A 24367-nucleotide genomic window follows, 5' to 3' on the forward strand; every position below is an offset into this window, starting at 1 on the left:
TACTTGTATTTTGAATTCAGGTGGATACTTTGTAAATTTACTTCCTTTTTTAGCCATGAGAAAAGAACCTCCTTATAAGAACAGTATAGTACTTTTTATACTGTCCATTATAAGGGGGTCTTTTCAATTAACTGCCTCTTGCTTGATAGTGGTTAAAAAAAAAACAGTTTTCAATAACTTTAACAATCGCCTATCGTCCTAGTTTTTACATCAATCAAACTCCAATGCTTCAACTCCTCCAAGTCTCCATTGTGTTTCTCTATTTTACTGTAAAAAACCTGTTATTAGTGTAAATGAAACATATCAGTAATTTGAATTAAGTTTAGGACATTATTGGTTCATTTTAAACAGTGCTAATACCATGAGATATGCCATATTTTGTCCTGCCCACATGTTTCAACTATCTATAACTTTTTCGTTATCATGATAACGAGCGAAGGATAGAGAAGGGTAACCACCCAATTTCTTCTTGGAAGCGAACCAAAGCCCATTGAAAATGTACTTTCAATAGCTCAACGCTATCTCCTACTTGCACCATTAACTCAGTAGGATTGTAATCTCTATTCAGTGCATTCCCCTCTAAAAATCGGCAGATACATAGGTTTTCATACCTCCTATTTCACAAGAAAACCAATTAGGATAATTGGAGCAGGGAGATAGATTGACCACTCTTGTTCCTTTCGGAAATGTCGGAAACTCCCCTTCACCTCTATGATTTTGAGAGACATATAACTTCATCGCTTCTCCTTTGCCAAAGATATTAGCTTATTGAACGTATTGGCATTTCGTAGAGTCACCATTTGATTAAAGGGCTTGGCCATGATTTTCTTAGCGTGAGCCGTCTTCGTGTAAGACTCCTTGGTGCGTGTTAGCCAAAAAAGGGCTGTTTCACCGAGATAAAGATCCTCATCAGCTAACGACCATTCCTTAATGATTTCTGCTACCAGTTCTTTTGTCGTCCCCTTGAGATAAAAAAGAGCGTCCTTGCGATAGGCATCCTCAGACCACCATGATGGCAAGACTTCTTTTATCACCATCTCTGACGGGACAATCACAAAAGGAATGGAAAAATCATACGTTTTTAAAAAAAATGCCTCAATAACATTCTCAAGCTCTGTTAGTGTTTTCTCAGAGTCAAAAAAGAGGTTCCCCGTATTGATATAGGAGCTAACTGTTTGCAATCCCAGTTTCTCTAACTGTTCACGAAGTTCTAGCATGCTAACCTTGTTATTTTTACCAAGATTGATGCCACGTAAAAGAAGGAGATATGATGTCATTATTTTTCCTTTGCTTTTCGAATAACTAAGTACAGGAAAGTTCCGAAGGCGGGACGGAAATCTTAACATCAAGGAGGTGACGCCATGGCATGCTCCCTTAGAAAGGAAAGACGTCCGTCATGTCGGTTTATGAAGCTCTTGAGCTTATGGTAAACTTTGGCATATTACTACTGACTTTATTGTCTTATACCCATAAGAAAAAATAAACAGTAAAACCGCACTTCAAACTTTGACAGGTTCACGAATTGCGGTTTTTACTGTAATCTCTAAACCGTCCCGTCTTTTTAACGGTCCTAGAGGAGTTGAGTTCGTGCTCAGCTCCTTTTCTATTTTTATTTTATCGAAAGTTGATAGGGATGTCAAATGTGGACATTCCTGTATTCACTACTTTATAGAGTACTTACAAATAGTGCTGACTTCTTTGTCATCATTTATCGCTATGAGTTTTATCCCTGCAATATGTGCCTTCGTAACTTTTAAATGATTCAAACAATAGCTATATACCTTTTCCATCTTCTCTTCGTCAATACGATTGGCAATGGTTACATGCGGAATCCATTTTGCAGGTGCATACTGTGAATCAGGCGCTATAATGCCCTTTAATAACTCATGTATCTGATTGTGAAGACTTATCAAATCAGGTGTTTTAGTAGGGCTTAAAAATACAATGCGACTACCTAGAAAACTCCCGAGAGATTGAAAGGAAATTTCGATGGGTAGTACCGCATCCAACTGAGAGTCCAATGTGTTCGTAACACTGTCAATATCATCTACCTCAAAACTCGCCAAGGTAATGTGAGGCTCCCTATCACTCACTTCATAAGCGTAGTCGGACAGAGATAACTCTTTCAACTGATACCAAGTCTCTCGAATCATTTCATTTAACTGGTCATCCAAGGTCGCAATAATGGCATACATAAACACTAACCTCCTCATATGATTAATTCCTTATTGACCTAACTCATCTGCCAATTTTCGGCAAAATCCAAGCCACTTATCCTCATACTCTTTTTTACCCAGCTGCCGTTCTGTCAAATCTGCCACTGTCAAAATATGTCTTTCTTCACAAGCCGTGACACAGGCAAGATAAAAATTCCAATCCAAATCATCCTCGTCCCATATAACAGGAATGCTTTTTAAACCAGCCTGATAAGCAACCCAAGCTCGACTATGCCCATCTGTCAAAAACACACGATTTCCGATTTTCTTAATTGGTACTGGTACAAAAGATAATAAATCATCTGGATTAAACCATGCTTTCACCGCTTCAACTTTTGCTTGAGATAAATAAAATTGACTGACCTGTAACTCTAAGATTAGATAATCCATAAAATCCCTCTTCTACAACAATGGTGAAACAGTCATATCTTGATTTTTCATGATACCCGCATAGAGCTGACTGTCAAATTGACCAACTGCTATATAATGTTCCAACATCTTTTTAGCTATGATTGGCATCGGTAAATCATTAATTTCTTCTAAAGAAAACCACTGTAGTTTCCCCTCGTTTGATACAATCTCTACCAAGTCTGCTACTTCAGCAAAAAAGTAGTAAATCACACGAATTTCATCATTTGTATGACGAAGAGTGACATATTTCATTTGAAAATTGACTAAATCCTCAACCTTTAGGTGAAGCTCTTCTTCTAACTCACGTAAGATACAAGACTGAGCATCGTTCAATTCTTCATTTTCCATATGACCACCAGCAGATGAAATCCATAAATGATTTGCTACACGCGACCCCTCACGGTACAACATCAATATCTTATTCTGATATCGTAGGTAAATACTCGTCATATTTCGTTGTTTCATAATTGTTTCTCCCTTAAAATATCAAATAACTGATTCGTCGTATTGGCGTTACGTAGAGTTCCCATCTGATTAAAAGGTTTCTCCATAATTTTACGAATAAAGTGTAGAGGCTGGCTATGAATTTCTGAAAGAGTCTAGAAGTCATCCATGTAATTTTTAACTTATATTACAGTCAAATATTTTAAACGCATTAAAAGTGCTTGAATACGACCTTCTACATCTATCGCTCCCTCTGAAAAACGTTCTGCCCTCAGATAACCTTGCAAAAGAGCCAGTACCTCCTCTTCCATCTGGAAGTCATCAATCACAACATGATTCAGCTGCCTGAACCCTTTAGACTCCAAAAATTCGATATAGTTATGAAAAGGCGGGAGTGTTTGACATCACTGATAAAAATCTTTGATAAAGGAATTAACTATGGGATTATAATTGATAAACGGAAAAGTCTGAATTTTCTTATCCGAATCAGAAACATGCCAATCTCCATAAGGGGCTGAACCAAACTTTTCTAAATAGGCGATAATAGTATCATATTGTGACATATTATAATTTCCTTTAATTATATTTATTATTTTTAAGTGAACCACCACTTAAAGGATAAGTTTTCAAACTTTCTTTCGCATATAATCAACAAAATTTCACTAGCTTGAACTTAACCAAAATTTTAGCCTCTCAGCTTAAAGGTTCTAATGAGAGTATTTCTTTTCCAAGAGAAAGTGTATAGGCAATTTCACGTTTGGTACTGTCTCCAACATAACCTCCAATATTCACAACATAAATAACATCACCCATGGCTATTTTCTCTAAGTGTATTTTCCCCAAACGTATAATATCTTCATCAGATAACTGGCTTTCATCATCAAAATAAGCACATTGATTACGATACAATTATGTTCTAATTCCAGCTTTCCAGAGAGTTCTTTCATCTCATTTTGGAATCTCATACTACAACATATTGTCATAATCTTCATATCCTCCCCCTAATCCATCGCTTTCAATTCTAACACCAAGTCGCGAATTTGAGCGGCCAGTTCAAAGTCAAGCAACTCTGCAGCTTCCTGCATTTGTTTTTGGAGTTTCTTGATGGTGTCTTGGCGTTCTTTCTTATTCATGGCTGAGTAGTCAACTGTTTCTTCTGCCACATCGGTTGCTGTTGCTTTACTGATGGCGATGAGGTCGCGGACATCTTTTTTGATGGTTTGTGGGACAATGCCATGCTCTTCATTATAAGCCATCTGAATCTCACGACGGCGGGCGGTTTCATCCATAGCTCGTTGCATGGATTCAGTGATCTTGTCAGCATACATAATCACATGCCCTTCGCTGTTACGAGCCGCACGCCCTATGGTCTGAATCAGTCCACGCTCATTGCGGAGGAATCCTTCCTTATCCGCATCAAGAATGGCAACCAAGCTTACCTCTGGTACGTCAATCCCCTCACGGAGCAGGTTAATTCCAATCAAGACATCGAAAACTCCAAGGCGGAGGTCACGAATAATTTCTGTCCGCTCTAGCGTTTTAATATCCGAGTGCATATATTTGACCTTGACACCCATTTCCTTGAGGTAATCGGTCAAATCCTCTGCCATTTTCTTAGTCAAGGTAGTGACAAAGACACGCTCCCCTTTTTCCGCTCTGCTATTGATTTCACCCAAAAGGTCGTCCATTTGACCCATAGTCGGACGCACTTCCACTTCTGGATCGAGAAGACCTGTCGGACGGATAATCTGCTCAATCACTGTGTCTGTCTGCTCCATCTCATAATCCCCAGGTGTCGCTGACACATAGACAATCTGATGGACATGGCTCTCAAATTCTTCTCGGCGCAACGGTCTGTTATCCAACGCTGACGGCAAGCGGAACCCGTAATCCACCAACATCTGCTTGCGTGAGCGGTCGCCATTGTACATGCCTTTAATCTGCCCCATGGTCATGTGACTCTCGTCGATCATGATGAGGAAATCCTCTGGGAAGAAATCAAGAAGGGTGTAAGGTGGCTCTCCTTCCGAACGGCCATCCATGTGGCGAGAATAGTTTTCGACACCGTTCGTGTAGCCCATTTCACGAAGCATTTCCACATCGTATTCTGTCCTTTGGCGAATGCGCTGCGCTTCAATCAATTTGCCTTCTGCCTCAAATTCCTTAACCTGCACTTCCATTTCATCAACGATATTTTTGATAGCATGTTCCATGTGCTCGTCATTGGTCATGAAGTGAGTGGCTGGAAAGAGGACCAAGTGCTCCACTTCTCCCATTGGGCGCCCAGTCAAGCTCTCGATTTCTTGAATGCGGTCAATTTCGTCGCCAAAAAATTCCACACGGAAGGCATGTTCGTCACGAGAAGCAGGGAAAATCTCCACCACATCCCCACGCACACGGAAACGTCCGCGTTGAAAATCAATATCATTGCGCTCAAATTGAATATCCACCAGCTGGTTTAACAGTTTGTCACGCGAAATCTCCTGACCAGGACGCAAACTTACTGCCGAATCTGCATACTCTTTTGGAGAACCCAAACCGTAGATACAAGACACCGATGCCACCACAATCACATCATTACGCTCTAACAGCGCTGATGTTGCCGAATGGCGGAGCTTATCAATCTCATCGTTGACCGAGCTATCTTTTTCGATATAGGTATCAGATGAGGGCACATAAGCTTCAGGCTGATAATAATCATAGTAGGAAACAAAGTACTCTACGGCATTGTTAGGGAAAAATTCCTTGAACTCCCCATAAAGTTGACCAGCAAGGGTTTTGTTGTGGGCGATGACTAAGGTTGGTTTGTTAACCTTAGAAATGACCTGACTCATGGTATAGGTCTTACCAGTCCCTGTTGCCCCCATGAGGATTTGCGCTTTTTCACCACCTTCAATATTGTCCACCAGTTGCTCAATGGCTTGCGGCTGATCTCCAGATGGTTCGTATTTTGAGACTAATTCAAACTGATTATCTTCTCTTCTATCAATCATGTACTTCTTCTTTCCTGTTTTTTCTTATTTTATCATAAATTTGCTATTTATTCGGATAAGAAAAACAGTCTAGTGAGACTAAACTGTTTAAGCTTTTTCTTTTTTAACCCCATAGTAGAGGTAAGCAATGAAAAGAAGTTCAACCAGTGATGCCATTAGACTTCCTTCTGTTCCAAATCCTCCACCTGAAATCCATTCTGGCGCACCAGCTTTTTCCACAAAATGAAAAATTGAGGCTCCGGCACCTTGCCCTGAAACAGCTACGCCATAAATATTTCCTTGAACAAAATTCCAAGCTCCGTGAAGTCCAATAACACCCCATAGGTTATCACGCTTTAACATATAGAGAGCCATCGTAACTCCAGATAAAATGATGCTTAAAACTGATAAGAAAGTAACGTGGTCATTTGCTAGATGCATCAAACCAAAGAGAGAACTACTTATCCCAACCGCGATAGCAAGGTTAGTCCGTTTATTTAAAATCGGCAAAAGCCAACCACGGGTCAAAAGTTCCTCTGTACCACCCTGAATTAACCAAAATGGAATGGTTGATAGAACATATAACCATGTCGTACTAGAAACATCCACCCCTGAGACCTCTACACCTCCCAAGAGGTAAACTAGGCCTAGGGCTAAGCTGAATTGAAGAGAACCAACTAGAAAACCTAAAGCTAACTCCTTAAACCAGTTCTTTTTAAAAAATCCTAGACTAGAAATCGGACGTTTTTCAACCCATTTGACCCACATAAAAAGCAATCCTGATACGAAGGAAAAACTCAATAGTTCTAAATGGAGAGGTAAGGTCACTCCTTCTGTGAAAGCGTCAAAATTACCATTGGCTATGATGAAAAAGACAGCCGCAAGACCAAAAATAATTCCAAATAAGACACTACCTATTATAAAGAATCCTTCAACCATTACAGGTGTCAAGATAGCCACAAGCCAAGTAGGCATTTTTTGATAGAGTTCTGTGGGAGCTTGCAAGATGCGCTTATTCATAAGATTCTCCTTGTGTTATTAATCTAGTACTATTTTAGTCTGCTAACACCTTATTGTCAATAGTTATTGACAACTAGTAAAACAAATACAAAACTGCACCTATCATTTTTGACAAGCGCAGCTTTTATTAGCTAAATATTGTTTCTTAAGACGATTACTGAGACTAGGAAAAGTCTTTTCACCACTTAAATTTTGCAATAATGACAATTTGATGCGATGACAGATTGAACATTTATAATTGAACAGCTTTTCAAATCCCCTCTGCCCCCTCGCTTCATAGTTTCCGAGCTTAGACTTAAAATATCCCAATCAACTGTTCTATTCTCACTTGGTTAGGGTCACCGCTGTACCGCTGCAAGTCACCATCAGCATGCCATTGTCTGCTCCCAGGACTTCATAATCCATTTTAACACCAATAACAACATCTGCCCCTAACTCAGCTGCCCGTCTCTCCATTTCTTTGAGGGCTGTTTCACGCGCCTCAGTCAATTCATTTTCATAACTTGCTGAACGACCTCCAAAGATATTGCGCAAACCGGCACCAATATCTTTAAACATGTTGATTCCAGTAATGACTTCACCAAAAACAATTCCTTTATAACCGCTCACTTGGGCGCCATCGACACTATTAGTTGTTGTTACAATCATAAAAACACCTCCATTTTTTGTAATCGTTTTCTATATTATAACTAAATTCATTCAAACTTTCCAGTTGTTTCTATCTCTCACCACAAGCGTAGTTTAAAGCACTATCACTCCATTACAATCTCTTTTGTAGTTTCTCAACAAAGAGAAAAGCTGCTGGGCAAAAGAGGGTATTCTTAATCGTCAAGTTATTAATTTGATAAATCTTCTTGCGGTCTGTATGAGGAAATTCACGACAAGCTTTCGGACGAACATCATAAATACTACAAAGATTATCATCACCTAAAAACGGACACGGCATGGATTGGAAAACCTTATCTCCATCTTCATCTGTCCGTAAAAATGCTTCTTCAAACGCAGGTAGTTTCATGCGGAAATGTCTTGCAATCCTAGTGATATCTGCCTCGGTGAAAAGAGGACCCAGATTACGACAACAATTAGCGCACTTGGTACAATCAATCTCAAGAAAAACCTCACGGTGTACCTCTTGGACAACCTTATCCAAATTTTTTGGTCCTTTTTTCTTTAAACTCGCCAAAAACTTACGGTGTTCTCCCTGTTTTTGCAACGCTAATTGATGATATTTTTCAATGTCAATACCTTGATTAGCCACAATTTTCTCCTCTATTTTTATCTTCTTATTATAACTCAAATAATTTACAAAATCAGTATTTTAGTGTAAAATCAGCCTATGAAAATTTTGATTACATCTGGTGGTACCACAGAGAACATTGACAGTGTTCGAGGGATAACAAATCATTCCACTGGCTACCTTGGAAAAATAATAGCAGAGACTTTTTTATCCAAAGGACATCAAGTCACTTTAGTGACGACAAAACAAGCTGTCAAGCCTCTTGAACGAGCAAATTTGACAATCCAACTCATTAGTAATGTAGAAAGCCTGCTCACTACATTGGAGCCTCTCATTAAATCACACGATGTCCTCATTCACAGCATGGCGGTATCAGACTATACGCCAGTCTACATGACTGACTTAAAAGAACTTGAACAAACAGATTCTCCTGCTCAGCTTTTGTCCAAAAAAAATGGTGAAACTAAAATCTCATCCAAATCTGACTACCAAGTGCTTTTTCTGAAAAAAACACCAAAAATTATTAGTCAGGTTAAAGAATGGAATCCCAATATCCGACTGATTGGCTTCAAGCTTTTGGTGGGGGTGACCAAGTCAGAGCTGTTTGATGTGGCGAGAGCTAGCCTTGTCAAAAATCAGGCAGAGCTTATTGTTGCTAATGATTTAAACGACATTACTGCTGACCAACATATCGCCTATCTCGTTGATGAGACAAATGAAATTAAAGCTCATACCAAACTAGAAATTGCTGAAAAACTTTATGAAAGGGTGACTGCTCATGACTAAACGCATTCTACTAGCTATATCAGGTTCTATTGCCGCCTACAAAGCTGCCGACTTGACCAGCCAACTTACCAAGCGTGGCTATGACGTGCACGTTCTTATGACGGAAGCGGCTGCCAAGTTCATCACACCACTAACCTTGCAGGTCTTGTCTAAAAATCCTGTTCACTTGGATGTGATGGAAGAAAAAATAGCAGAGCGGATTAACCATATCGACCTTGGAAAAGAAGCCGATCTTTTTATCCTAGCACCTGCTTCTGCTAATACGATTGCTACTTTGGCACATGGCGGAGCAGATAATATGGTCACAGCAACCGCACTAGCTTTGCCAGCAGACCTTCCAAAGCTCATCGCACCAGCCATGAATACAAAAATGTATGATAACCCGTTAACCCAACGCAATATTGCTATTTTAAAAGAGGTGGGTTACAAAGAAATCACACCAAAATCAGCTCTCTTAGCCTGCGGTGATGTCGGGCGAGGCGCTCTAGCTGATCTAGATACCATTCTACAAATCATTAACGAAAATATATAATAGCAAGATAGGAGAATAAATGAAAAACGAAAACTCTACCACTGTTGCAACTATTTCAATGTTCTTTGCAACAATGATTGTCATCCATCTTCTGACGTCTATCATTTTTAATGTTCTGCCGCTTCCAATTAAACCAACTTTGGTGCATATTCCAGTTATCATTGCTTCCATCCTCTATGGACCACGTGTAGGAGCAACACTTGGCGGTTTAATGGGACTCATCAGTGTCGTTACTAACACCGTCATCCTACTGCCAACGAGCTACCTTTTCTCACCCTTTGTCGAAAATGGTAATATCTATTCGCTCATTATTGCAATGGTCCCACGAATACTAATTGGTATCACACCCTACTTTGTCTATAAATTAATCAAAAACCGTAGTGGACTTCTTATCGCAGGTGCTATAGGTTCAATGACAAATACCATTTTTGTTCTCAGTGGGATTTTCTTCCTCTTTTCAAATGTTTATAATGGTAATATTCAAGCCATGCTAGCCACTGTTATAGGGACAAATGCCATTGCTGAAATGTTGATTTCTTCTTTTTTAGCACTTATTATTGTTCCACGACTTCAAAATTTAAAAAAATAATGAAAATCACGAAAACTCGTGATTTTTTTACATGAAAATGATATAATGAAAGCGGTTAATAAAAGTTAAAGGAGAATGCAATGACCTATCAAGAAAATTTTCAAAAATGGCTTGATTTCGCCGAACTTCCTGACTATCTCCGTGAGGATCTACTCGCTATGGATGAAAAAAACAAGGAAGATGCCTTCTATACCAACCTTGAGTTCGGAACAGCAGGGATGCGTGGCTATATCGGCGCAGGTACAAACCGTATCAATATTTATGTCGTGCGTCAGGCAACAGAAGGCCTTGCAAAATTAGTAGAAAGCAAAGGAGAAGATGCTAAAAAACGGGGTGTAGCTATTGCCTACGACACACGTCATTTCTCACCAGAGTTCGCCTTTGAATCTGCTCAAGTCTTGGCAGCACACGGTATCAAATCTTATGTTTTTGAAAGCCTACGCCCAACGCCAGAATTGTCATTTGCAGTGCGTCACTATAATACTGTCGCTGGTATTATGGTCACAGCTAGTCACAACCCGAAAGAATTCAATGGTTATAAAGTTTACGGAGAAGACGGTGGGCAAATGCCACCAGCAGATGCTTCTGCTTTGACTGATTTTATCCGTGGTATTGACAATCCATTTGCCGTTGAACTCGCTGACCTTGAAGAAAGTAAAAACTCTGGTCTCATCACGGTTCTTGGCGAAGAAACTGACCGCCTCTACCTTGATGAGCTCAAGGCTATCAACATCAATAAAGCACTCATTACCGAGCATGGCAAAGACATGAAAATTGTCTATACACCACTTCATGGTACAGGGGAAATGCTGGCGCGTCGTGCCCTTGCTGAAGCAGGATTTGAATCTGTTGCCGTTGTCGAAAGCCAAGCAACCGTTGACCCTGATTTCTCTACCGTTGCATCACCAAATCCTGAAAGCCAAGCGGCCTTTGCCCTCGCTGAAGAACTTGGACGTGAAATCGGAGCTGATGTACTCTTAGCAACGGACCCAGATGCTGACCGTGTCGGTGTTGAAGTCCGTCAAGCTGACGGTTCATATTGGAACCTATCAGGAAACCAAATCGGAGCGATTATCGCCAAATACATCCTTGAAGCACACAAGCAAGCCGGGACACTACCTGAAAATGCAGCTCTTGCTAAATCAATCGTATCTACTGAATTAGTTACTAAGATTGCAGAAAGCTATGGCGCAACCATGTTCAATGTGTTGACCGGTTTCAAATTCATCGCTGAAAAAATCCAAGAATTTGAAGAAAAACACAACCACACTTACATGTTTGGTTTTGAAGAAAGTTTTGGCTATTTGATTAAACCATTTGTTCGTGACAAAGATGCTATCCAAGCTGTTCTAATGGTAGCTGAAATTGCAGCCTACTACCGCTCGCGTGGCCTAACACTTGCAGACGGTATTGATGAAATCTTCAAAGAGTACGGCTATTTTGCTGAAAAAACCATTTCTGTTACCCTTTCAGGTAAAGACGGTGCTGAACAAATCAAAGCTATTATGGCAAAATTCCGTGACAATGCACCAGAACAGTTCAACAAAACAGACATCGCCCTTTTTGAAGACTTTGCCCTTCAAAAAGCAGTCGCCCTTGATGGTACTACAACTGACTTAACAACACCACCATCTGACGTCCTTAAGTACACATTGACTGATGACAGCTGGTTTGCCGTTCGCCCATCAGGAACAGAACCAAAAATCAAATTCTACATCGCAACAGTCGGTGAAACACTTGCTGAAGCTGAGGAAAAAATCGCAAACATCGAAACAGAAATCAATGATTTTGTGAAATAATCACAATTTGTGACACCAAAACCACCCGCTAAAAAAAAACGGGTGGTTTTAGTTTTCCATATCTAAAAACAAAATACAGGGCACGAGGCCTTGTATTTTCTTGTATTTATCTCTCTAAAGTACTTAACGTTTCTTTAATCTGTGCAAAGACTGTTTCCCAGTCTGCATCATTAGTCACGTCAAAATGATCTGTATCAATCTTCATTTTTGGACTGTAATCATAATTATCATACCAGTCACCATAATGTCCATGTAGGAGGCGATAGTAATCTAATAGACCATTTTCGTCTGTTGGCTGTTCAAAATCACGACCACGTTTTTTAATATTTCCCATAATATGATCAAAACTACCATCAAGATAAACCAACAAATCTGGTGCTTTCTTAGGCATACCTTCGAGCTCTTCCATCATATTATCCAAAAGTTCCAAATAAATTTCATACTCTTCTTGGCTAATATTTCCCTCAAGAGAATTGATATAGGTAAAAAGCGCATCTTCATAAATTGAACGATCTAAAACATTATCATTATTATGATAAGCCTCTTTAATAGACTTAAATCGCTTATTCAAAAAATAAATTTGCAGAGCAAATCCATACTTATCAGGATTCTCATAATATTTATCCAAAATAGGATTATTCTCTACAGGCTCATAAAACGCTTCTGTTCCCAAGGCCTCAGACAGACGGGCAGTATAAGTTGTCTTCCCCACACCAATCATGCCAGCTAATATAATCACAATTGTTCTCACCTCCGAGAGACTATCTTAACACAAGATATGGTAAAAAGTCAACATTTAGTCCACAAGATATTGGGGTAAATTAAGTTATTTTTTACACAAAAAGAGAGTGAGACAAAAGGCATGATTTCGAAGTCTTGACTTCCCTTCGCTAGTTTATTTCTAAGCTCAGGCTGAAATTGTCCAGTGGACACTTTCACTCCCACATCCGCACAGCTCCCAAGATCTGGGAGACTTTTGGAGATTGGAAATAAGATGAACGACGTTCATCACATTCGTATAGGATGACCGCTAACGATTGCGTGGTACTAAAATAGTACGGTGGACTATTTTAGGTGGACACTTGAAAATGAAGGAAGTATCCACCTACAGACCTCCAATCAACCACTGCGTCAATCTGTTGTCACTATCAAAAAAGAAGGTTGAGATATTTTTTATACGAAAGCTTCAAAAAGCCCTCACTAAGAGTATAGCACTTAGCGAGGGCTTTGCCTATTGGTTTTCATTGTTTTGTGGGTGTGGGCTCCGCAATCGTGATGGTTTGTCCCAACCTCTTAGTTTTCTTATATGGCCTGTGTTGTAAAACCACGGCTTTCGAGGACTTGTAGCATGGCTTCTGCGGTGTCCAGAGCTGTGAAAAGTGGCACGCCTTGGGCAATGGCAGAGCTACGGATAACTTGTCCGTCTTCATCTGCGGTACGTTTCTTACCTACGGTGTTGACAATCGCCTGTACCTTTCCTTGACGAACAATGTTTGGAATGTCAGTATCATCTTGGCCAATTTTACCAACAAGTTGTGCTTCTAAATCGTTTTCTGCAAAGTATTTAGCTGTTCCTTCTGTCGCAAGGACGTTATAACCAATACGATCAAAGCGTTTTGCCAAGGCTAGAGCTTCTTCCTTAGTATCATCAGCAATGGTGAAGACCACATTGCCAAATTCAGACAAATGGAAGTAGCTGGCTTCAAAGGCTTTATACAAGGCTTTTTCAAGGGTCACATCTGACCCCATGACTTCCCCTGTTGACTTCATCTCAGGTCCAAGAAGGCTATCTACCTTAGCTAATTTTGTAAAGGAGAAGACTGGTGCTTTGACGTAAACCAGAGGACTTTCTTGGTAGAGCCCATCTTCATATCCCTGCTCTGCCAATGATTTGCCAAGAATCAAGTTGGTTGCCACTTGAGCCATTGGAATATCGGTGACTTTAGAGAGGAATGGTACGGTACGGCTAGCGCGTGGATTTACTTCGATTACGTAAACCGTTTCGTCTTTTATGACAAATTGAATGTTCATCATTCCGATACAGTTTAGACCAAGTGCTAAACGTTTGGTGTAATCAGCGATAATCGCTTGAATGGTTTTAGAAATCCCTTGTGGTGGGTAAACTGCCATTGAGTCACCTGAGTGGACACCGGCACGCTCAATATGTTCCATAATCCCGGGAATCAAGACATCTTTCCCATCAGAGATTGCATCTACTTCGCACTCACGACCAACGAGGTATGAGTCAACAAGAACAGGGTGTTCTGGGCTTGCTTTTACGGCTGTGCGCATATAGCTTCTAAGATCAGTCTCATTTTCAACGATTTCCATGGCACGTCCACCGAGAACGTACGATGGACGTACCAATACAGGGAAACCAATATGACGAGCAGCTTCCACAGCTTCTTCTTCATTGGTTGCGGTTTGGCCAGGCGGTTGCGGAATCCCCAACTCTTTTAATGCTTTTTCAAAGAGTTTGCGGTCTTCAGCACGATCCAAATCCTCAACTTGTGTCCCAAGAATAGTAACCCCCGCCTTAGACAAGGCTTCTGCCAAGTTAATGGCTGTCTGACCACCAAATTGCACCACGACACCTTTTGGCTGTTCCAACTCGATCACGTTCATCACATCTTCAAAAGTTAGCGGTTCAAAATAGAGTTTATCAGATACTGAGAAGTCAGTTGATACCGTCTCAGGATTTGAGTTCATAATAATGGCTTCGTAGCCAGCTGCTTGAATGGCTTTGACAGAATGCACTGTTGCATAGTCAAACTCAACCCCTTGTCCAATACGGATTGGACCTGAACCAAGAACGATAACAGACTCTTTATCTGATTTGACAGACTCATTTTCCCACTCATAGGTTGAGTAGAAATATGGCGTGGAGCTTTCAAACTCAGCCGCGCAGGTATCTACCATCTTGTAAACAGGGACAATCTTATTCTCTAGGCGAAGAGCACGCACCTCTGCTGTCGTCATATTCCAAAGCTCTGCAATTTTACGATCTGCAAAACCATTGCGTTTGGCTTCTTTAAGCAACGCTACATCACCAGCATGTGTTGCCAGCTCTTGTTCGATTTCAAAGATATGAAGGAGCTTATCTAGGAAGAAAATATCAATCTTCGCCAGCTCTGCCAATTCTTCAATCGGATAACCACGACGGATGGCTTCTGAAAGGTAGAAGAGACGGTCATCCTGTGCTTTGACAATTTTATCAACTAAGGCATCGTCTGTCACATCTGCTAGTTCTGGCATCTCATTGTGATAAACACCGATTTCAAGCGAACGGCAGGCTTTTAAGAGACTTTCTTCAATGTTACGACCAATTGCCATAACCTCTCCTGTCGCTTTCATCTGTGTCCCAAGGCGGCGCTCACCGTGCTCGAACTTGTCAAATGGGAAGCGAGGAATTTTGGCAACCACATAGTCAAGAGCAGGTTCAAACATGGCGTAGGTTGTTCCTGTGACAGGGTTAATCATCTCGTCAAGAGTCAAACCAACTGCAATTTTCGCAGCCAATTTCGCGATTGGATAGCCAGTTGCTTTTGAGGCAAGGGCTGACGAACGAGACACGCGCGGGTTCACCTCAATAACATAATACTTGAAACTATGTGGGTCAAGTGCCAACTGGACGTTACAGCCACCCTCTATTTTAAGAGCACGGATGATTTTTAGACTAGCATCGCGAAGCATTTGATTCTCGATATCAGACAGCGTTTGTGTCGGTGCAAACACGATGGAGTCACCCGTATGAATGCCAACAGGGTCAAAATTTTCCATGTTACATACGACTAGAGCATTATCGGATGCATCACGCATGACTTCGTATTCAATTTCTTTAAAGCCAGCAATTGAGCGTTCAATCAAACATTGGGTTACTGGCGATAATTTCAAACCATTTTTAGCGATGTCACGAAGTTCTGCTTCATTGGCACACATTCCACCACCAGTACCACCTAGAGTAAAGGCAGGGCGGACAATCACAGGGTAACCAATGCTATTAGCAAAGGCAACCGCTTCGTCAACAGTCTCAACAATCTCAGATTCAGGAATAGGTTGGTCCAATTCTTCCATCAATTGCTTGAACAAATCACGGTCCTCAGCTTGGTCAATAGCAGACAATTTTGTTCCCAGAAGCTCAACACCAAGTTCATCAAGGATACCTGCTTTAGACAGTTGCATTGCCATGTTCAAACCAGTTTGACCACCAAGGGTTGGTAAGAGAGCATCAGGTCGCTCCTTGCGGAGAATGCGTGTCACAAATTCTAAGGTAATGGGTTCAATATAAACCTTATCCGCAATTTCTTTATCCGTCATAATGGTTGCAGGGTTGGAGTTAACCAAAATAACGCTATAGCCTTCCTCTTTTAAAGCAAGACAAGCCTGTGTTCCAGCATAGTCAAATTCAGCAGCCTGACCAATAATAATCGGACCAGAACCAATCACCATAATTTTTTTAATATCAGTACGTTTTGGCATAATTTATGATACAAAGGGGGTCTAAAAATCCGTATGATTTTAATAGTCCAGTAGACTGTTAAAGGTTTGAGCCAAAAAACTCAAAAGCAAAAATAGGACACTGACGACGTGTGCTTACACACTAGGAAATCTATTTTTTCACTAGGATTTTAGTTCGTGTTCATTTTCGCAAACACGATCCCCTTGTTTTCTCCTTTCTCTCATTTGTTACCTCTCTGGATAACATTAAATAATGGCGGTAAGTCAGAAATCTTCGATCTCATTGACGACCCCGTCAGGATAACTAGAACTTTCGAAGAAAGTTCAAACAGCTACGACACTTTCTCCCTCTCTCAATTGATAGAGACAATAACGATTCCGATGTCATTACTTGGTCGCTTGATCAGCTTTCCAAGCATCAATCATTTCTAAAAATGCATCAAAGAGATAGCTGGCATCGTGTGGACCAGGTGCAGCATCTGGGTGAAACTGAACAGAGAAGGCTGGAAAATCACGATGACGAACCCCTTCGACAGTCTTGTCATTGATTTCTTCATGAGTCACCATTAAACACTCCGGTAAGGTTTCTCTATCTACCGCAAAGCCATGATTTTGACTGGTAAAGTCCACACGTCCAGTAGCAATTTCACGCACCGCATGGTTAAACCCCCGGTGACCAAAAGTCATCTTATAGGTTCTTGCACCATTAGCCAGACTGAATAGTTGGTGGCCCATACAGATTCCAAAAAGTGGAATTTTCCCCTGCACACCACGAATCATTTCTAACGCTTCTGGGACATCTGTTGGGTCTCCAGGGCCATTTGACAACATCACTCCATCAGGATTGAGGTGTAAAACGGCCTCTGCCGTCGTTGTATGAGGAACAACCGTCACATTACAATTTCGTTTTGAAAACTCACGAAGAATTGAGTGCTTCAAGCCAAAATCAACTAGTACAATGTTTTTTCCAATCCCCGGTGCAGGATAAGCTGTTTTAGTCGACACTTGTTCGATATTATTTGTTGGTAAAACAGTAGCTTTAAGCTGCTCTTGTAAATGTTTCAACTCACCACCATTTGCTAGGGTAGCTTTCATGGTACCATGTTGGCGAATAATTTTAGTTAATGCTCTTGTATCAATACCAGCAATACCAGGGATATTTTTAGCTTTTAAAAATTCATTTAAAGTCATCTGATTACGCCAATTACTTGCACGACGAGCTACCTCAGCTACCACGATACCTTTACAAGTCGGTGTAATCGATTCATAATCATCACGGTTGATGCCATAATTTCCTACTAATGGATACGTAAAAGTCAGTATCTGTCCATTATAAGATTGGTCTGTGATGGATTCTTGATAGCCAGTCATCCCTGTGCTAAAAACAATTTCTCCTGTCACTTCTACATCTGCTCCGAAGGCTTTCCCTTCAAAAACAGTACCGTCTTCTAAAATCAACAATCGTTTTGTCATTGTTTTACTTTAAGGGACGCTAATGTTACTCAGTTTAATCCCCGCCCGTTAGCATCACTAACAAGCTTCTCCTTTCTATTTGCTGTCTCTCTGAACAGCATTAAATAAATATTTCTGACTCAATAGCGTGAATGAGGCACTCAGACGTGAGAAAACAACTGAAAGATTGCAGTTGTTTTCGAGCTAGTGCCTGACATAGCCAAGTCATTATAAATTATCTTTCTTGACGCCCCGCAATAATCGCTTCTAAGATTGCCATTCTCACAAAAACACCATTAGTCATTTGCTTCACAATTCGTGATTTATCCGCCTCCACCAGACTATCAGCAATCTCTACATCGCGGTTTACTGGGGCTGGGTGCATGATTATAGCAGAGCTTTTTAAACATTCATAGCGTTCCTTGGTTAATCCAAATTGACGGTAATACGTTTCTTTTGAAAACGTTCCGTTACCATCATGACGCTCATGTTGCACACGCAGTAACATGAGCACATCAAGCTCTTCAATAACATCATCAATAGCTACATGCTGACCGTAGCTATCAAATTCTTTTGAGTACCATTGCTCTGGTCCTGAAAAATAAAGCTGCGCTCCCAAACGTTTTAAGATTTGCATGTTAGATTTTGCCACGCGCGAATGCGTTAAATCACCTGCAATGCAAACTTTCACTCCTTCAAAACGGCCAAATTCTTCATAAATGGTCATCAAATCAAGCAAACTCTGACTGGGATGTTGACCAGAACCATCACCACCATTAACAATGGAAGCCGAAATGGTAGAACTCTCAATAAGTTGTTTGTAATAATCGACTTCTGAGTGCCTAATAACACAAATCTCAACACCTAGAGCATCTAATGTCAACACTGTATCGTAGAGGGTTTCACCTTTGTTAACAGAACTCGTTTCAACATGGAAATCAATCACATCAAGTCCTAGTTTTTTCTCTGCGACTTCAAATGATTTATGAGTGCGCGTTGAATTTTCAAAAAAGAGATTTGCGATAAAGGTTTGTTTATCTAACGACTGAGAAGCTCTGCCATTTTTTAAAGAAATCCCTCGAGAAATTAAGCCTACAACCTCTTCTTCGCTTAGGTATTCCATCGACACTAAGTGTCTTAGCACTACCTTATCATCCACAACAGGCATGCTTATGCCTCCTCAACTAATGTGACCCGATCTTTACCGTCAACTTCCACGACCTCAACAATCACTTCCTCGTTGCTACTTGTTGGAATATTTTTCCCGACATAGTCTGCACGAATTGGTAACTCACGGTGACCACGGTCAACCAAAATAGCAAGGCTAACTCGTGAAGGACGTCCGAGACTCACCAAATTATCAATCGCTGCGCGGATGGTACGCCCAGTATAAAGCACATCGTCAACCAAGATAACATCCTTATCTGTAATATCAACCGGCATAACTGTTGTGTCCTCTTCAACCTTGATGTCATCACGAAATGGTTTGATATCCAATTCTCCAAGCGGGACATCAAGATTTTCTAGTTGAGATAGACGCTCTTGAATGCGTTTCGCAATAAAAACGCCACGTGTCTTAATCCCTGCTAATACAATATTATCGAGTTTTTTGTTCCGCTCAATAATTTCGTAAGTAATACGAGTGATGGCACGTTTCATCGTCACATCATCAATGATTTCTTTACTTTTCATATACAATTCCTCCTGATAAATGAAGCACTAATGATACAAAAAATCCCCCTGTTTCCAAGGAGATACTGAAAAATAGGGACAATTGACCCACTAGTCACTGCCTGTTTTTTAAGTTCTCCTTAATCGCCTCACGGGACGATATTAAAGGAATTTAATTATCATTATTATAGACAAAAATCTGAACAATAGCAAGTAAAAAAGTAAGTTCATTCTGAATTTTGAACGACAATTTTAATCAATAACTGACTCTGAGTCTCATTTGCGATAAATAAATCAATCAGTTTAACCATAAAAAAAACTCATCGGCATTGCCGATAAGCCTTATCTACCCTTTTCTTAACTGCTCTAACGTTTCTTGGAAAATAGCAGGTGCAGGTGCTGTGAATTGAACCAATTCTCCTGTTCTTGGATGGGTAAATCCAAGGGTTTGTGCATGTAAAAATTGTCCATTTCCTTTTAAAGTTTTACGAGGTCCGTAGGCTTCATCACCAGCAACAGGGTGTCCAATATAGGCCATGTGAACACGAATCTGGTGAGTACGTCCTGTCTCCAATGTGAGTTCAACAAGCGTATAATCCCCAAAACGTTCTAAAACTTGGAAGCGTGTAACAGCAGGTTTTCCTTTGGCTGTAACTGCTTGTTTTTTACGGTCTTTTTCAGAACGTCCAATCGGGGCTTCAATAATTCCTCGGTCATTTGGTAGATTACCATGCACGATAGCAAGGTATTTACGCAAGGACTTTTGGGCCTTTAATTCTTCTGCTAGAGTATTGTGAGCGACATCATTTTTAGCAATCATCAACAAACCAGAGGTATCTTTATCAATACGGTGTACAATGCCTGGACGGACTACCCCATTGATAGAGGACAAATCTTTGACATGATACATCAACGCATTGACTAAGGTTCCTTTTGTATGACCAGCAGATGGGTGAACAACCATACCTTGAGGCTTGTTCACAATAGCAACATCCTCATCTTCGTAAACGATATCCAAAGGAATATCCTCTGCTACATACTCTAAGACTTCTTCTTCTGGCACTTGATAAGTGATGACATCACCCTCTTTAACAGCATATTTTGCCTTGACAGCCTTGCCATTGACCAAAATAGCCCCAGCCTTAATCCCTTCATTAGCCTGAGCGCGTGACAATTCTGTCAACTCTGCCACTGCCTTATCCAGACGGTGACCACTTTCTTTTACAACTATTTCCATGCTTCCTCATCTTTCCACAATGCTAATGCCAACACAGCTACTCCAACGGTGAGGTAAGAGTCTGCCACATTGAAAATAGCGAAATCCACAAAATCCAAATGTACCATATCAACCACGTAACCTAGGCGCACACGGTCAATAAAATTGCCTAATCCCCCTGAAATAACAAGTATCAAACCTAGTAACAACAACCAGCTTCCCTTGATATTTTTAATTAAATAATAAATAGCTGCTCCGATAACAACAACTGTGACGAGAGCGAAGAACCATTGCTGATTTTGTAACATGGAAAAAGCTGCGCCATAATTCCTAACGTAAGTTAAGCTAAAAATAGGGGACAAAAATGATTGAACCTGTCCTAAATCAATATGTTCAATAATCCAAAATTTACTCAACTGATCAAGAATAATCAATCCAATAATAGCTATTGGAATCATAATTTTTCTCATTGCTTCTCCTCTTCTAAGTCAGAAAAATACCCCTTCATAACAGCAACAAATTTTTCTGCACAAGGAGACAAATCCATTTCTGCACGTTTAACATAAACCATCTGATTGTTAACGGCATTCTCAAGCGGAATGACCATAATGCCATTCACACTAGCACGGTCTAAGAAACCTGATCCCGTTGCATAAGCATCTGTACGTTCTAAAATACCATTCAACGTAGCACGGTCAGTCACTTTAAAAACAGTGGTTGAATCACTTCGATCAACCAAATTTTCAGAATAATAGAGATACTCATCCTTTTCTTGCGTAAAAAGAACTGATGGAAAACCCGCTAAATCTTCCATTGTCAGGGTAGTTTTACTCGCCAAAGGATGATCTTTTCTTAGATAAATATGAGTTTGAAAATGGCTGAGCTCTACATATTCTAAGCCCTGCTTTTCCATTTTACGTAAAATACCATCGCGGTTCTGCTCGCTAAGATAAATAATCCCAAGCTCGCTATGCCCTTCTACCACTTCATCTAAAATCTGAACCGTTGTCGATTCAAAAATCCTGAAACGGGCATACTCTGGGTAAGCTTCTGAAAACTTAGTGATTAAAGGTGGTAAAAAATCATAGTGCTGACTGGAAATCGAAAACTCTTTTTGGCCAGATTTGTTGTGAGTGTATTGATTTTCAAAAGAATCAAAATTCGCCACTAAGCGCTGCGCTTTTTCAAAAAAAATAGTCCCTCGTGTTGTCAAAACAGCACCAGACGTTGTTCTCTTAAAAATTTTAAAACCAAGTTCCTCTTCCAAATCCTTCACAGCAACTGAAAGACTAGGTTGGCTGACATAAAGTGTGGTCGCTGCCTCACGGAAAGTTCCCGTACTTGCAATTGCCACGACATATCGTAATTGTTGAATATTCATGGGAACTATTATAGCAAATTTTACGAAAAAAAACCTGCATGATGCAGGTTTTAACTATTTCAAATAAGTAATTTCAGAACTAGTCACAAAACCAAGTTTTTCATACAAATGTTTTGCAACAGCATTATCAGCTTCTACTGCAATTTGAAAAGGACGATTATCACTCTCAATACGGTCATTAAGGATAAATTTTGTCATATAAGTCCCAATGCCTTTGCCTTGCTCAGCATTTTTAACAGCCAATCCATATAAAAGTTGATCGCCTGATGATAAATCAACCGTACAAGAGGCGATGACCTCGTCAGCTCGCAAAACAACGTAAAGAAGACTCGATTCATCCTCAATTGCCTCACGTGCATACTGACGGCACACCTCTAAATCTTCTTCAAACGTTTCAGCTTGGAAGATAGCAATAGCCTCTAGATGCTGGATTTCCGCCTGACAAACGATGATATCTCTTCTCTCTTCAATATCTACCTTATCACGACTACGACTCATCCAAAATTCACTTTCATCAGATTCAATGACCTGCCAAGCAGAAAGTAACCAGGGATTATTTTCCAAAAAATGACGTTCGATATTAAAAGATGGGTTACCCAAACCATAGATGGCCGTTTCTTTTTGGTACCTTTCAAAAAGTTGGCGCGCAATTCCTTGACGACGATAGGCTGGTGCTACCCAAATAAATAAGTCCACTTCATTAGGATCATCTGCATACACGGTCAAAAAACCACGAAGCTCATTTTTCTCATAAGCTAAAAAGAAGGCTGGCATGTCTTGATCAAAATTGAGCATATTTGAAAGATATGGCTCGCGTGTAAAGTTATCATAAGCCCTAATTTCAGCAATTAATTGGCGCACTTCTTGCTCCTGCTGTTCTGATAATTGATTTGTAGCAATAATTGTCATATCATTTCTCCTCCAATAATTTTCTAATACTCTATAAAACAAGAGATTAGTCAGTCTATCATACTAGAATCACAAACAATAAAGAGATCACTAAGTTCAAAACCGATATTTTACAAAATCCTCTAACCTCTACAGTCGCATTATCTGCTCTTGTTTATTTCTTTCAGCATGAGTATTGAGCATTTGGTCAATACTTGATGTACGTAGTATATCAAATTTTTTTCAAGAAAAATAGGACCTCCCATCTGGAAAATCCTACTTTTTCTATTAGTCAAACTAAATTATTTTGCGATTGGGTAAACAGAAACTTGTTTTTTATCGCGACCTTTACGTTCGAAGCGTACAACACCTTCAACTTTTGCAAAAAGTGTATCATCTCCACCACGTCCTACGTTCACACCTGGGTAGATGTGAGTTCCGCGTTGACGATAAAGGATTGAACCACCAGTTACAGTTTGTCCATCAGCTGCTTTAGCACCAAGACGTTTTGCTTGTGAGTCACGACCATTTGATGTAGAACCTCCACCTTTTTTGTGGGCGAAAAGTTGCAAGTTTTCAAGATTTTTCAACATAATATTTGTCCTTTCCTATAAATCAGTTGCTAGATTACGCGTTGATAGCGTTGATAACAACTTTTGTGTAAGGTTGACGGTGACCTTGTTTACGGTGGCTACCTTTTTTAGGTTTGTATTTGAAAGTAACAACTTTCTTTTGTTTACCTTGTTTTTCGATAGTACCAACAACTGTCGCACCTTCAACGACTGGAGTACCAACTTTAGTAGTTTCTCCACCTACAAGAACAACTTCGTTAAAAGTTACTTCTGCGCCAGCTTCAGCGTCGATTTTTTCAACGTAGATAGCTTGACCTACTTCAACTTTAACTTGTTTACCACCAGTTTTGATGATTGCGTATGTGCTCATGATGCACCTCCTATAAAATTTTTAATGTGAGGTTTCCCTCTGTGAAGACTCGCCTTGTACCGTGGGACAAACCGCTTAAAACGGGACTCGCGCGGTTGCACAGGATGTGCATTTAGTCAACATTACTATTCTAACACTCTTGTCTAGCTTTTTCAAGAAATTTGTTGCGATTTATTAAATTTATTTGCTTAAGGCACATTGTCAAGTCAAGTGCAACAAGTTCATAGATAGACTAGGATTCCATTATTTAGGCTGTTTGGGCTAGCCCAAACAGAAATTTTGAAGTTTTGTAATGGTGAAGTCGTCTAGGTCTTTCGTTAATAGCTGAGAGATATTGAGCAAGTTCTTCGTCA

General features: G+C 40.2%; 27 protein-coding genes, 1 pseudogene and 1 other annotated feature. Of the genes and pseudogenes, 5 read left to right on the forward strand and 23 right to left on the reverse strand.

All coding sequences use genetic code 11. The features are described 5' to 3' along the window. Positions 1 to 734: 734 nt before the first annotated feature. On the reverse strand, positions 735 to 1277 hold the full coding sequence (locus GZ996_RS09725) for a DUF1697 domain-containing protein (RefSeq protein WP_162011963.1): 543 nt from the start codon (positions 1275 to 1277) through the stop codon (positions 735 to 737). Between the two features lie 119 nt (positions 1278 to 1396). On the opposite strand from GZ996_RS09725, the gene GZ996_RS12285 reads away from it, so the two are divergent. Continuing rightward, on the forward strand, positions 1397 to 1483 hold the full coding sequence (locus GZ996_RS12285) for a putative holin-like toxin (protein WP_443255833.1): 87 nt from the start codon (positions 1397 to 1399) through the stop codon (positions 1481 to 1483). A 178-nt stretch (positions 1484 to 1661) separates the two neighbouring features. Here GZ996_RS12285 and GZ996_RS09730 read toward each other — a convergent pair whose 3' ends face one another. The 10 genes from GZ996_RS09730 to GZ996_RS09775 all read right to left on the reverse strand — a co-directional run bounded on the left by GZ996_RS09730 (position 1662) and on the right by GZ996_RS09775 (position 8321). Continuing rightward, complete coding sequence (locus GZ996_RS09730; protein ID WP_162011964.1) at positions 1662 to 2195, reverse strand: 2'-5' RNA ligase family protein; 534 nt, start codon at positions 2193 to 2195, stop codon at positions 1662 to 1664. 30 nt (positions 2196 to 2225) lie between these two features. Then, positions 2226 to 2606 (reverse strand): hypothetical protein, encoded by a 381-nt coding sequence (locus GZ996_RS09735; RefSeq protein WP_156806643.1) that lies wholly within the window; start codon positions 2604 to 2606, stop codon positions 2226 to 2228. Positions 2607 to 2618: 12 nt separating this feature from the next. Beyond that, a complete protein-coding gene (locus GZ996_RS09740; protein WP_162011965.1) occupies positions 2619 to 3092 on the reverse strand; it encodes an NUDIX domain-containing protein in 474 nt (157 codons plus the stop codon). 161 nt (positions 3093 to 3253) lie between these two features. Further along, on the reverse strand, positions 3254 to 3436 hold the full coding sequence (locus tag GZ996_RS09745) for a hypothetical protein (RefSeq protein WP_161980522.1): 183 nt from the start codon (positions 3434 to 3436) through the stop codon (positions 3254 to 3256). 39 nt (positions 3437 to 3475) lie between these two features. Further along, entirely contained in the window at positions 3476 to 3634 is a 159-nt protein-coding gene (locus GZ996_RS09750) for a hypothetical protein (RefSeq protein ID WP_156806646.1), read from the reverse strand. 130 nt (positions 3635 to 3764) lie between these two features. Next, complete coding sequence (locus tag GZ996_RS09755) at positions 3765 to 3980, reverse strand: hypothetical protein (protein ID WP_162011966.1); 216 nt, start codon at positions 3978 to 3980, stop codon at positions 3765 to 3767. 92 nt (positions 3981 to 4072) lie between these two features. Continuing rightward, positions 4073 to 6064, reverse strand: a complete 1992-nt coding sequence (gene uvrB / locus GZ996_RS09760; protein ID WP_161980520.1) for an excinuclease ABC subunit UvrB — start codon at positions 6062 to 6064, stop codon at positions 4073 to 4075. An 87-nt stretch (positions 6065 to 6151) separates the two neighbouring features. Further along, positions 6152 to 7063, reverse strand: coding sequence for a CPBP family intramembrane glutamic endopeptidase (locus GZ996_RS09765; protein ID WP_161980519.1), 912 nt, complete (start codon positions 7061 to 7063; stop codon positions 6152 to 6154). Between the two features lie 324 nt (positions 7064 to 7387). Next, positions 7388 to 7711, reverse strand: a complete 324-nt coding sequence (locus GZ996_RS09770) for a putative heavy metal-binding protein (protein ID WP_156806650.1) — start codon at positions 7709 to 7711, stop codon at positions 7388 to 7390. 112 nt (positions 7712 to 7823) lie between these two features. Further along, positions 7824 to 8321, reverse strand: coding sequence for a YkgJ family cysteine cluster protein (locus GZ996_RS09775; protein ID WP_161980518.1), 498 nt, complete (start codon positions 8319 to 8321; stop codon positions 7824 to 7826). Positions 8322 to 8399: 78 nt separating this feature from the next. Between GZ996_RS09775 and GZ996_RS09780 the strand changes: the two genes are divergently transcribed. The 4 genes from GZ996_RS09780 (at position 8400) to GZ996_RS09795 (ending at position 12006) form a co-directional block, all read left to right on the forward strand. Beyond that, the gene (locus GZ996_RS09780) at positions 8400 to 9086 is read left to right on the forward strand and encodes a phosphopantothenate--cysteine ligase (RefSeq protein WP_161980517.1); all 687 of its coding nucleotides are present in this window, start codon (positions 8400 to 8402) and stop codon (positions 9084 to 9086) included. Then, complete coding sequence (coaC, locus tag GZ996_RS09785; protein WP_156806653.1) at positions 9079 to 9618, forward strand: phosphopantothenoylcysteine decarboxylase; 540 nt, start codon at positions 9079 to 9081, stop codon at positions 9616 to 9618. Before GZ996_RS09780 ends, coaC begins: the two co-directional genes overlap by 8 nt. A 19-nt stretch (positions 9619 to 9637) precedes the next feature. Then, the gene (locus GZ996_RS09790; protein WP_156806654.1) at positions 9638 to 10207 is read left to right on the forward strand and encodes an ECF transporter S component; all 570 of its coding nucleotides are present in this window, start codon (positions 9638 to 9640) and stop codon (positions 10205 to 10207) included. A gap of 80 nt (positions 10208 to 10287) precedes the next feature. Further along, complete coding sequence (locus GZ996_RS09795) at positions 10288 to 12006, forward strand: phospho-sugar mutase (protein ID WP_161980516.1); 1719 nt, start codon at positions 10288 to 10290, stop codon at positions 12004 to 12006. 106 nt (positions 12007 to 12112) lie between these two features. Here GZ996_RS09795 and GZ996_RS09800 read toward each other — a convergent pair whose 3' ends face one another. From GZ996_RS09800 to GZ996_RS11960, 12 genes and pseudogenes are all read right to left on the reverse strand, one after another. Beyond that, positions 12113 to 12745, reverse strand: coding sequence for a deoxynucleoside kinase (locus tag GZ996_RS09800; RefSeq protein ID WP_156806656.1), 633 nt, complete (start codon positions 12743 to 12745; stop codon positions 12113 to 12115). 563 nt (positions 12746 to 13308) lie between these two features. After that, the gene (gene carB, locus GZ996_RS09805; RefSeq protein ID WP_162011967.1) at positions 13309 to 16485 is read right to left on the reverse strand and encodes a carbamoyl-phosphate synthase large subunit; all 3177 of its coding nucleotides are present in this window, start codon (positions 16483 to 16485) and stop codon (positions 13309 to 13311) included. 366 nt (positions 16486 to 16851) lie between these two features. Then, complete coding sequence (locus GZ996_RS09810; RefSeq protein ID WP_162011968.1) at positions 16852 to 17937, reverse strand: carbamoyl phosphate synthase small subunit; 1086 nt, start codon at positions 17935 to 17937, stop codon at positions 16852 to 16854. A gap of 214 nt (positions 17938 to 18151) precedes the next feature. Beyond that, entirely contained in the window at positions 18152 to 19084 is a 933-nt protein-coding gene (locus GZ996_RS09815) for an aspartate carbamoyltransferase catalytic subunit (RefSeq protein WP_156806659.1), read from the reverse strand. 2 nt (positions 19085 to 19086) lie between these two features. Beyond that, positions 19087 to 19608 carry a bifunctional pyr operon transcriptional regulator/uracil phosphoribosyltransferase PyrR gene (gene pyrR, locus GZ996_RS09820; protein ID WP_156806660.1) on the reverse strand — a complete coding sequence of 174 codons (522 nt, stop codon included), beginning with the start codon at positions 19606 to 19608 and terminating at the stop codon, positions 19087 to 19089. 325 nt (positions 19609 to 19933) lie between these two features. Beyond that, complete coding sequence (locus GZ996_RS09825) at positions 19934 to 20824, reverse strand: RluA family pseudouridine synthase (protein WP_156806661.1); 891 nt, start codon at positions 20822 to 20824, stop codon at positions 19934 to 19936. Continuing rightward, a complete protein-coding gene (gene lspA, locus GZ996_RS09830) occupies positions 20815 to 21273 on the reverse strand; it encodes a signal peptidase II (protein ID WP_156806662.1) in 459 nt (152 codons plus the stop codon). The genes GZ996_RS09825 and lspA overlap by 10 nt, the downstream gene beginning before the upstream one ends. Further along, entirely contained in the window at positions 21270 to 22184 is a 915-nt protein-coding gene (locus GZ996_RS09835) for a LysR family transcriptional regulator (RefSeq protein ID WP_156806663.1), read from the reverse strand. Before GZ996_RS09835 ends, lspA begins: the two co-directional genes overlap by 4 nt. Positions 22185 to 22238: 54 nt before the next feature. Further along, positions 22239 to 23093 (reverse strand): GNAT family N-acetyltransferase, encoded by an 855-nt coding sequence (locus GZ996_RS09840; protein ID WP_162011969.1) that lies wholly within the window; start codon positions 23091 to 23093, stop codon positions 22239 to 22241. A gap of 281 nt (positions 23094 to 23374) precedes the next feature. Next, on the reverse strand, positions 23375 to 23665 hold the full coding sequence (gene rpmA, locus GZ996_RS09845; RefSeq protein ID WP_027972895.1) for a 50S ribosomal protein L27: 291 nt from the start codon (positions 23663 to 23665) through the stop codon (positions 23375 to 23377). A 34-nt stretch (positions 23666 to 23699) separates the two neighbouring features. Then, positions 23700 to 24014 (reverse strand): 50S ribosomal protein L21, encoded by a 315-nt coding sequence (gene rplU / locus GZ996_RS09850; protein ID WP_027972894.1) that lies wholly within the window; start codon positions 24012 to 24014, stop codon positions 23700 to 23702. Positions 24015 to 24049: 35 nt separating this feature from the next. Next, positions 24050 to 24121: a sequence feature (ribosomal protein L21 leader region), on the reverse strand. 140 nt (positions 24122 to 24261) lie between these two features. Beyond that, positions 24262 to 24367: pseudogene (locus GZ996_RS11960) on the reverse strand (IS30 family transposase); the annotation flags it as partial.

It is taken from the genome of Streptococcus sp. S784/96/1, assembly GCF_902729355.1.
Lineage (GTDB): Bacteria > Bacillota > Bacilli > Lactobacillales > Streptococcaceae > Streptococcus > Streptococcus caledonicus.

What these genes read in the sequence shown, in the direction of transcription:
- GZ996_RS09725 (WP_162011963.1), bottom strand. Translation starts at nt 1,277, where the DNA reads ATGACATCATATCTCCTTCTTTTACGTGGCATCAATCTTGGTAAAAAT.
- GZ996_RS12285 (WP_443255833.1), top strand. Translation starts at nt 1,397, where the DNA reads ATGTCGGTTTATGAAGCTCTTGAGCTTATGGTAAACTTTGGCATATTA.
- GZ996_RS09730 (WP_162011964.1), bottom strand. Translation starts at nt 2,195, where the DNA reads ATGTATGCCATTATTGCGACCTTGGATGACCAGTTAAATGAAATGATT.
- GZ996_RS09735 (WP_156806643.1), bottom strand. Translation starts at nt 2,606, where the DNA reads ATGGATTATCTAATCTTAGAGTTACAGGTCAGTCAATTTTATTTATCT.
- GZ996_RS09740 (WP_162011965.1), bottom strand. Translation starts at nt 3,092, where the DNA reads ATGAAACAACGAAATATGACGAGTATTTACCTACGATATCAGAATAAG.
- GZ996_RS09750 (WP_156806646.1), bottom strand. Translation starts at nt 3,634, where the DNA reads ATGTCACAATATGATACTATTATCGCCTATTTAGAAAAGTTTGGTTCA.
- uvrB (WP_161980520.1), bottom strand. Translation starts at nt 6,064, where the DNA reads ATGATTGATAGAAGAGAAGATAATCAGTTTGAATTAGTCTCAAAATAC.
- GZ996_RS09765 (WP_161980519.1), bottom strand. Translation starts at nt 7,063, where the DNA reads ATGAATAAGCGCATCTTGCAAGCTCCCACAGAACTCTATCAAAAAATG.
- GZ996_RS09770 (WP_156806650.1), bottom strand. Translation starts at nt 7,711, where the DNA reads ATGATTGTAACAACAACTAATAGTGTCGATGGCGCCCAAGTGAGCGGT.
- GZ996_RS09780 (WP_161980517.1), top strand. Translation starts at nt 8,400, where the DNA reads ATGAAAATTTTGATTACATCTGGTGGTACCACAGAGAACATTGACAGT.
- coaC (WP_156806653.1), top strand. Translation starts at nt 9,079, where the DNA reads ATGACTAAACGCATTCTACTAGCTATATCAGGTTCTATTGCCGCCTAC.
- GZ996_RS09790 (WP_156806654.1), top strand. Translation starts at nt 9,638, where the DNA reads ATGAAAAACGAAAACTCTACCACTGTTGCAACTATTTCAATGTTCTTT.
- GZ996_RS09795 (WP_161980516.1), top strand. Translation starts at nt 10,288, where the DNA reads ATGACCTATCAAGAAAATTTTCAAAAATGGCTTGATTTCGCCGAACTT.
- carB (WP_162011967.1), bottom strand. Translation starts at nt 16,485, where the DNA reads ATGCCAAAACGTACTGATATTAAAAAAATTATGGTGATTGGTTCTGGT.
- GZ996_RS09810 (WP_162011968.1), bottom strand. Translation starts at nt 17,937, where the DNA reads ATGACAAAACGATTGTTGATTTTAGAAGACGGTACTGTTTTTGAAGGG.
- GZ996_RS09815 (WP_156806659.1), bottom strand. Translation starts at nt 19,084, where the DNA reads ATGCCTGTTGTGGATGATAAGGTAGTGCTAAGACACTTAGTGTCGATG.
- pyrR (WP_156806660.1), bottom strand. Translation starts at nt 19,608, where the DNA reads ATGAAAAGTAAAGAAATCATTGATGATGTGACGATGAAACGTGCCATC.
- GZ996_RS09825 (WP_156806661.1), bottom strand. Translation starts at nt 20,824, where the DNA reads ATGGAAATAGTTGTAAAAGAAAGTGGTCACCGTCTGGATAAGGCAGTG.
- lspA (WP_156806662.1), bottom strand. Translation starts at nt 21,273, where the DNA reads ATGAGAAAAATTATGATTCCAATAGCTATTATTGGATTGATTATTCTT.
- GZ996_RS09835 (WP_156806663.1), bottom strand. Translation starts at nt 22,184, where the DNA reads ATGAATATTCAACAATTACGATATGTCGTGGCAATTGCAAGTACGGGA.
- GZ996_RS09840 (WP_162011969.1), bottom strand. Translation starts at nt 23,093, where the DNA reads ATGACAATTATTGCTACAAATCAATTATCAGAACAGCAGGAGCAAGAA.
- rpmA (WP_027972895.1), bottom strand. Translation starts at nt 23,665, where the DNA reads ATGTTGAAAAATCTTGAAAACTTGCAACTTTTCGCCCACAAAAAAGGT.
- rplU (WP_027972894.1), bottom strand. Translation starts at nt 24,014, where the DNA reads ATGAGCACATACGCAATCATCAAAACTGGTGGTAAACAAGTTAAAGTT.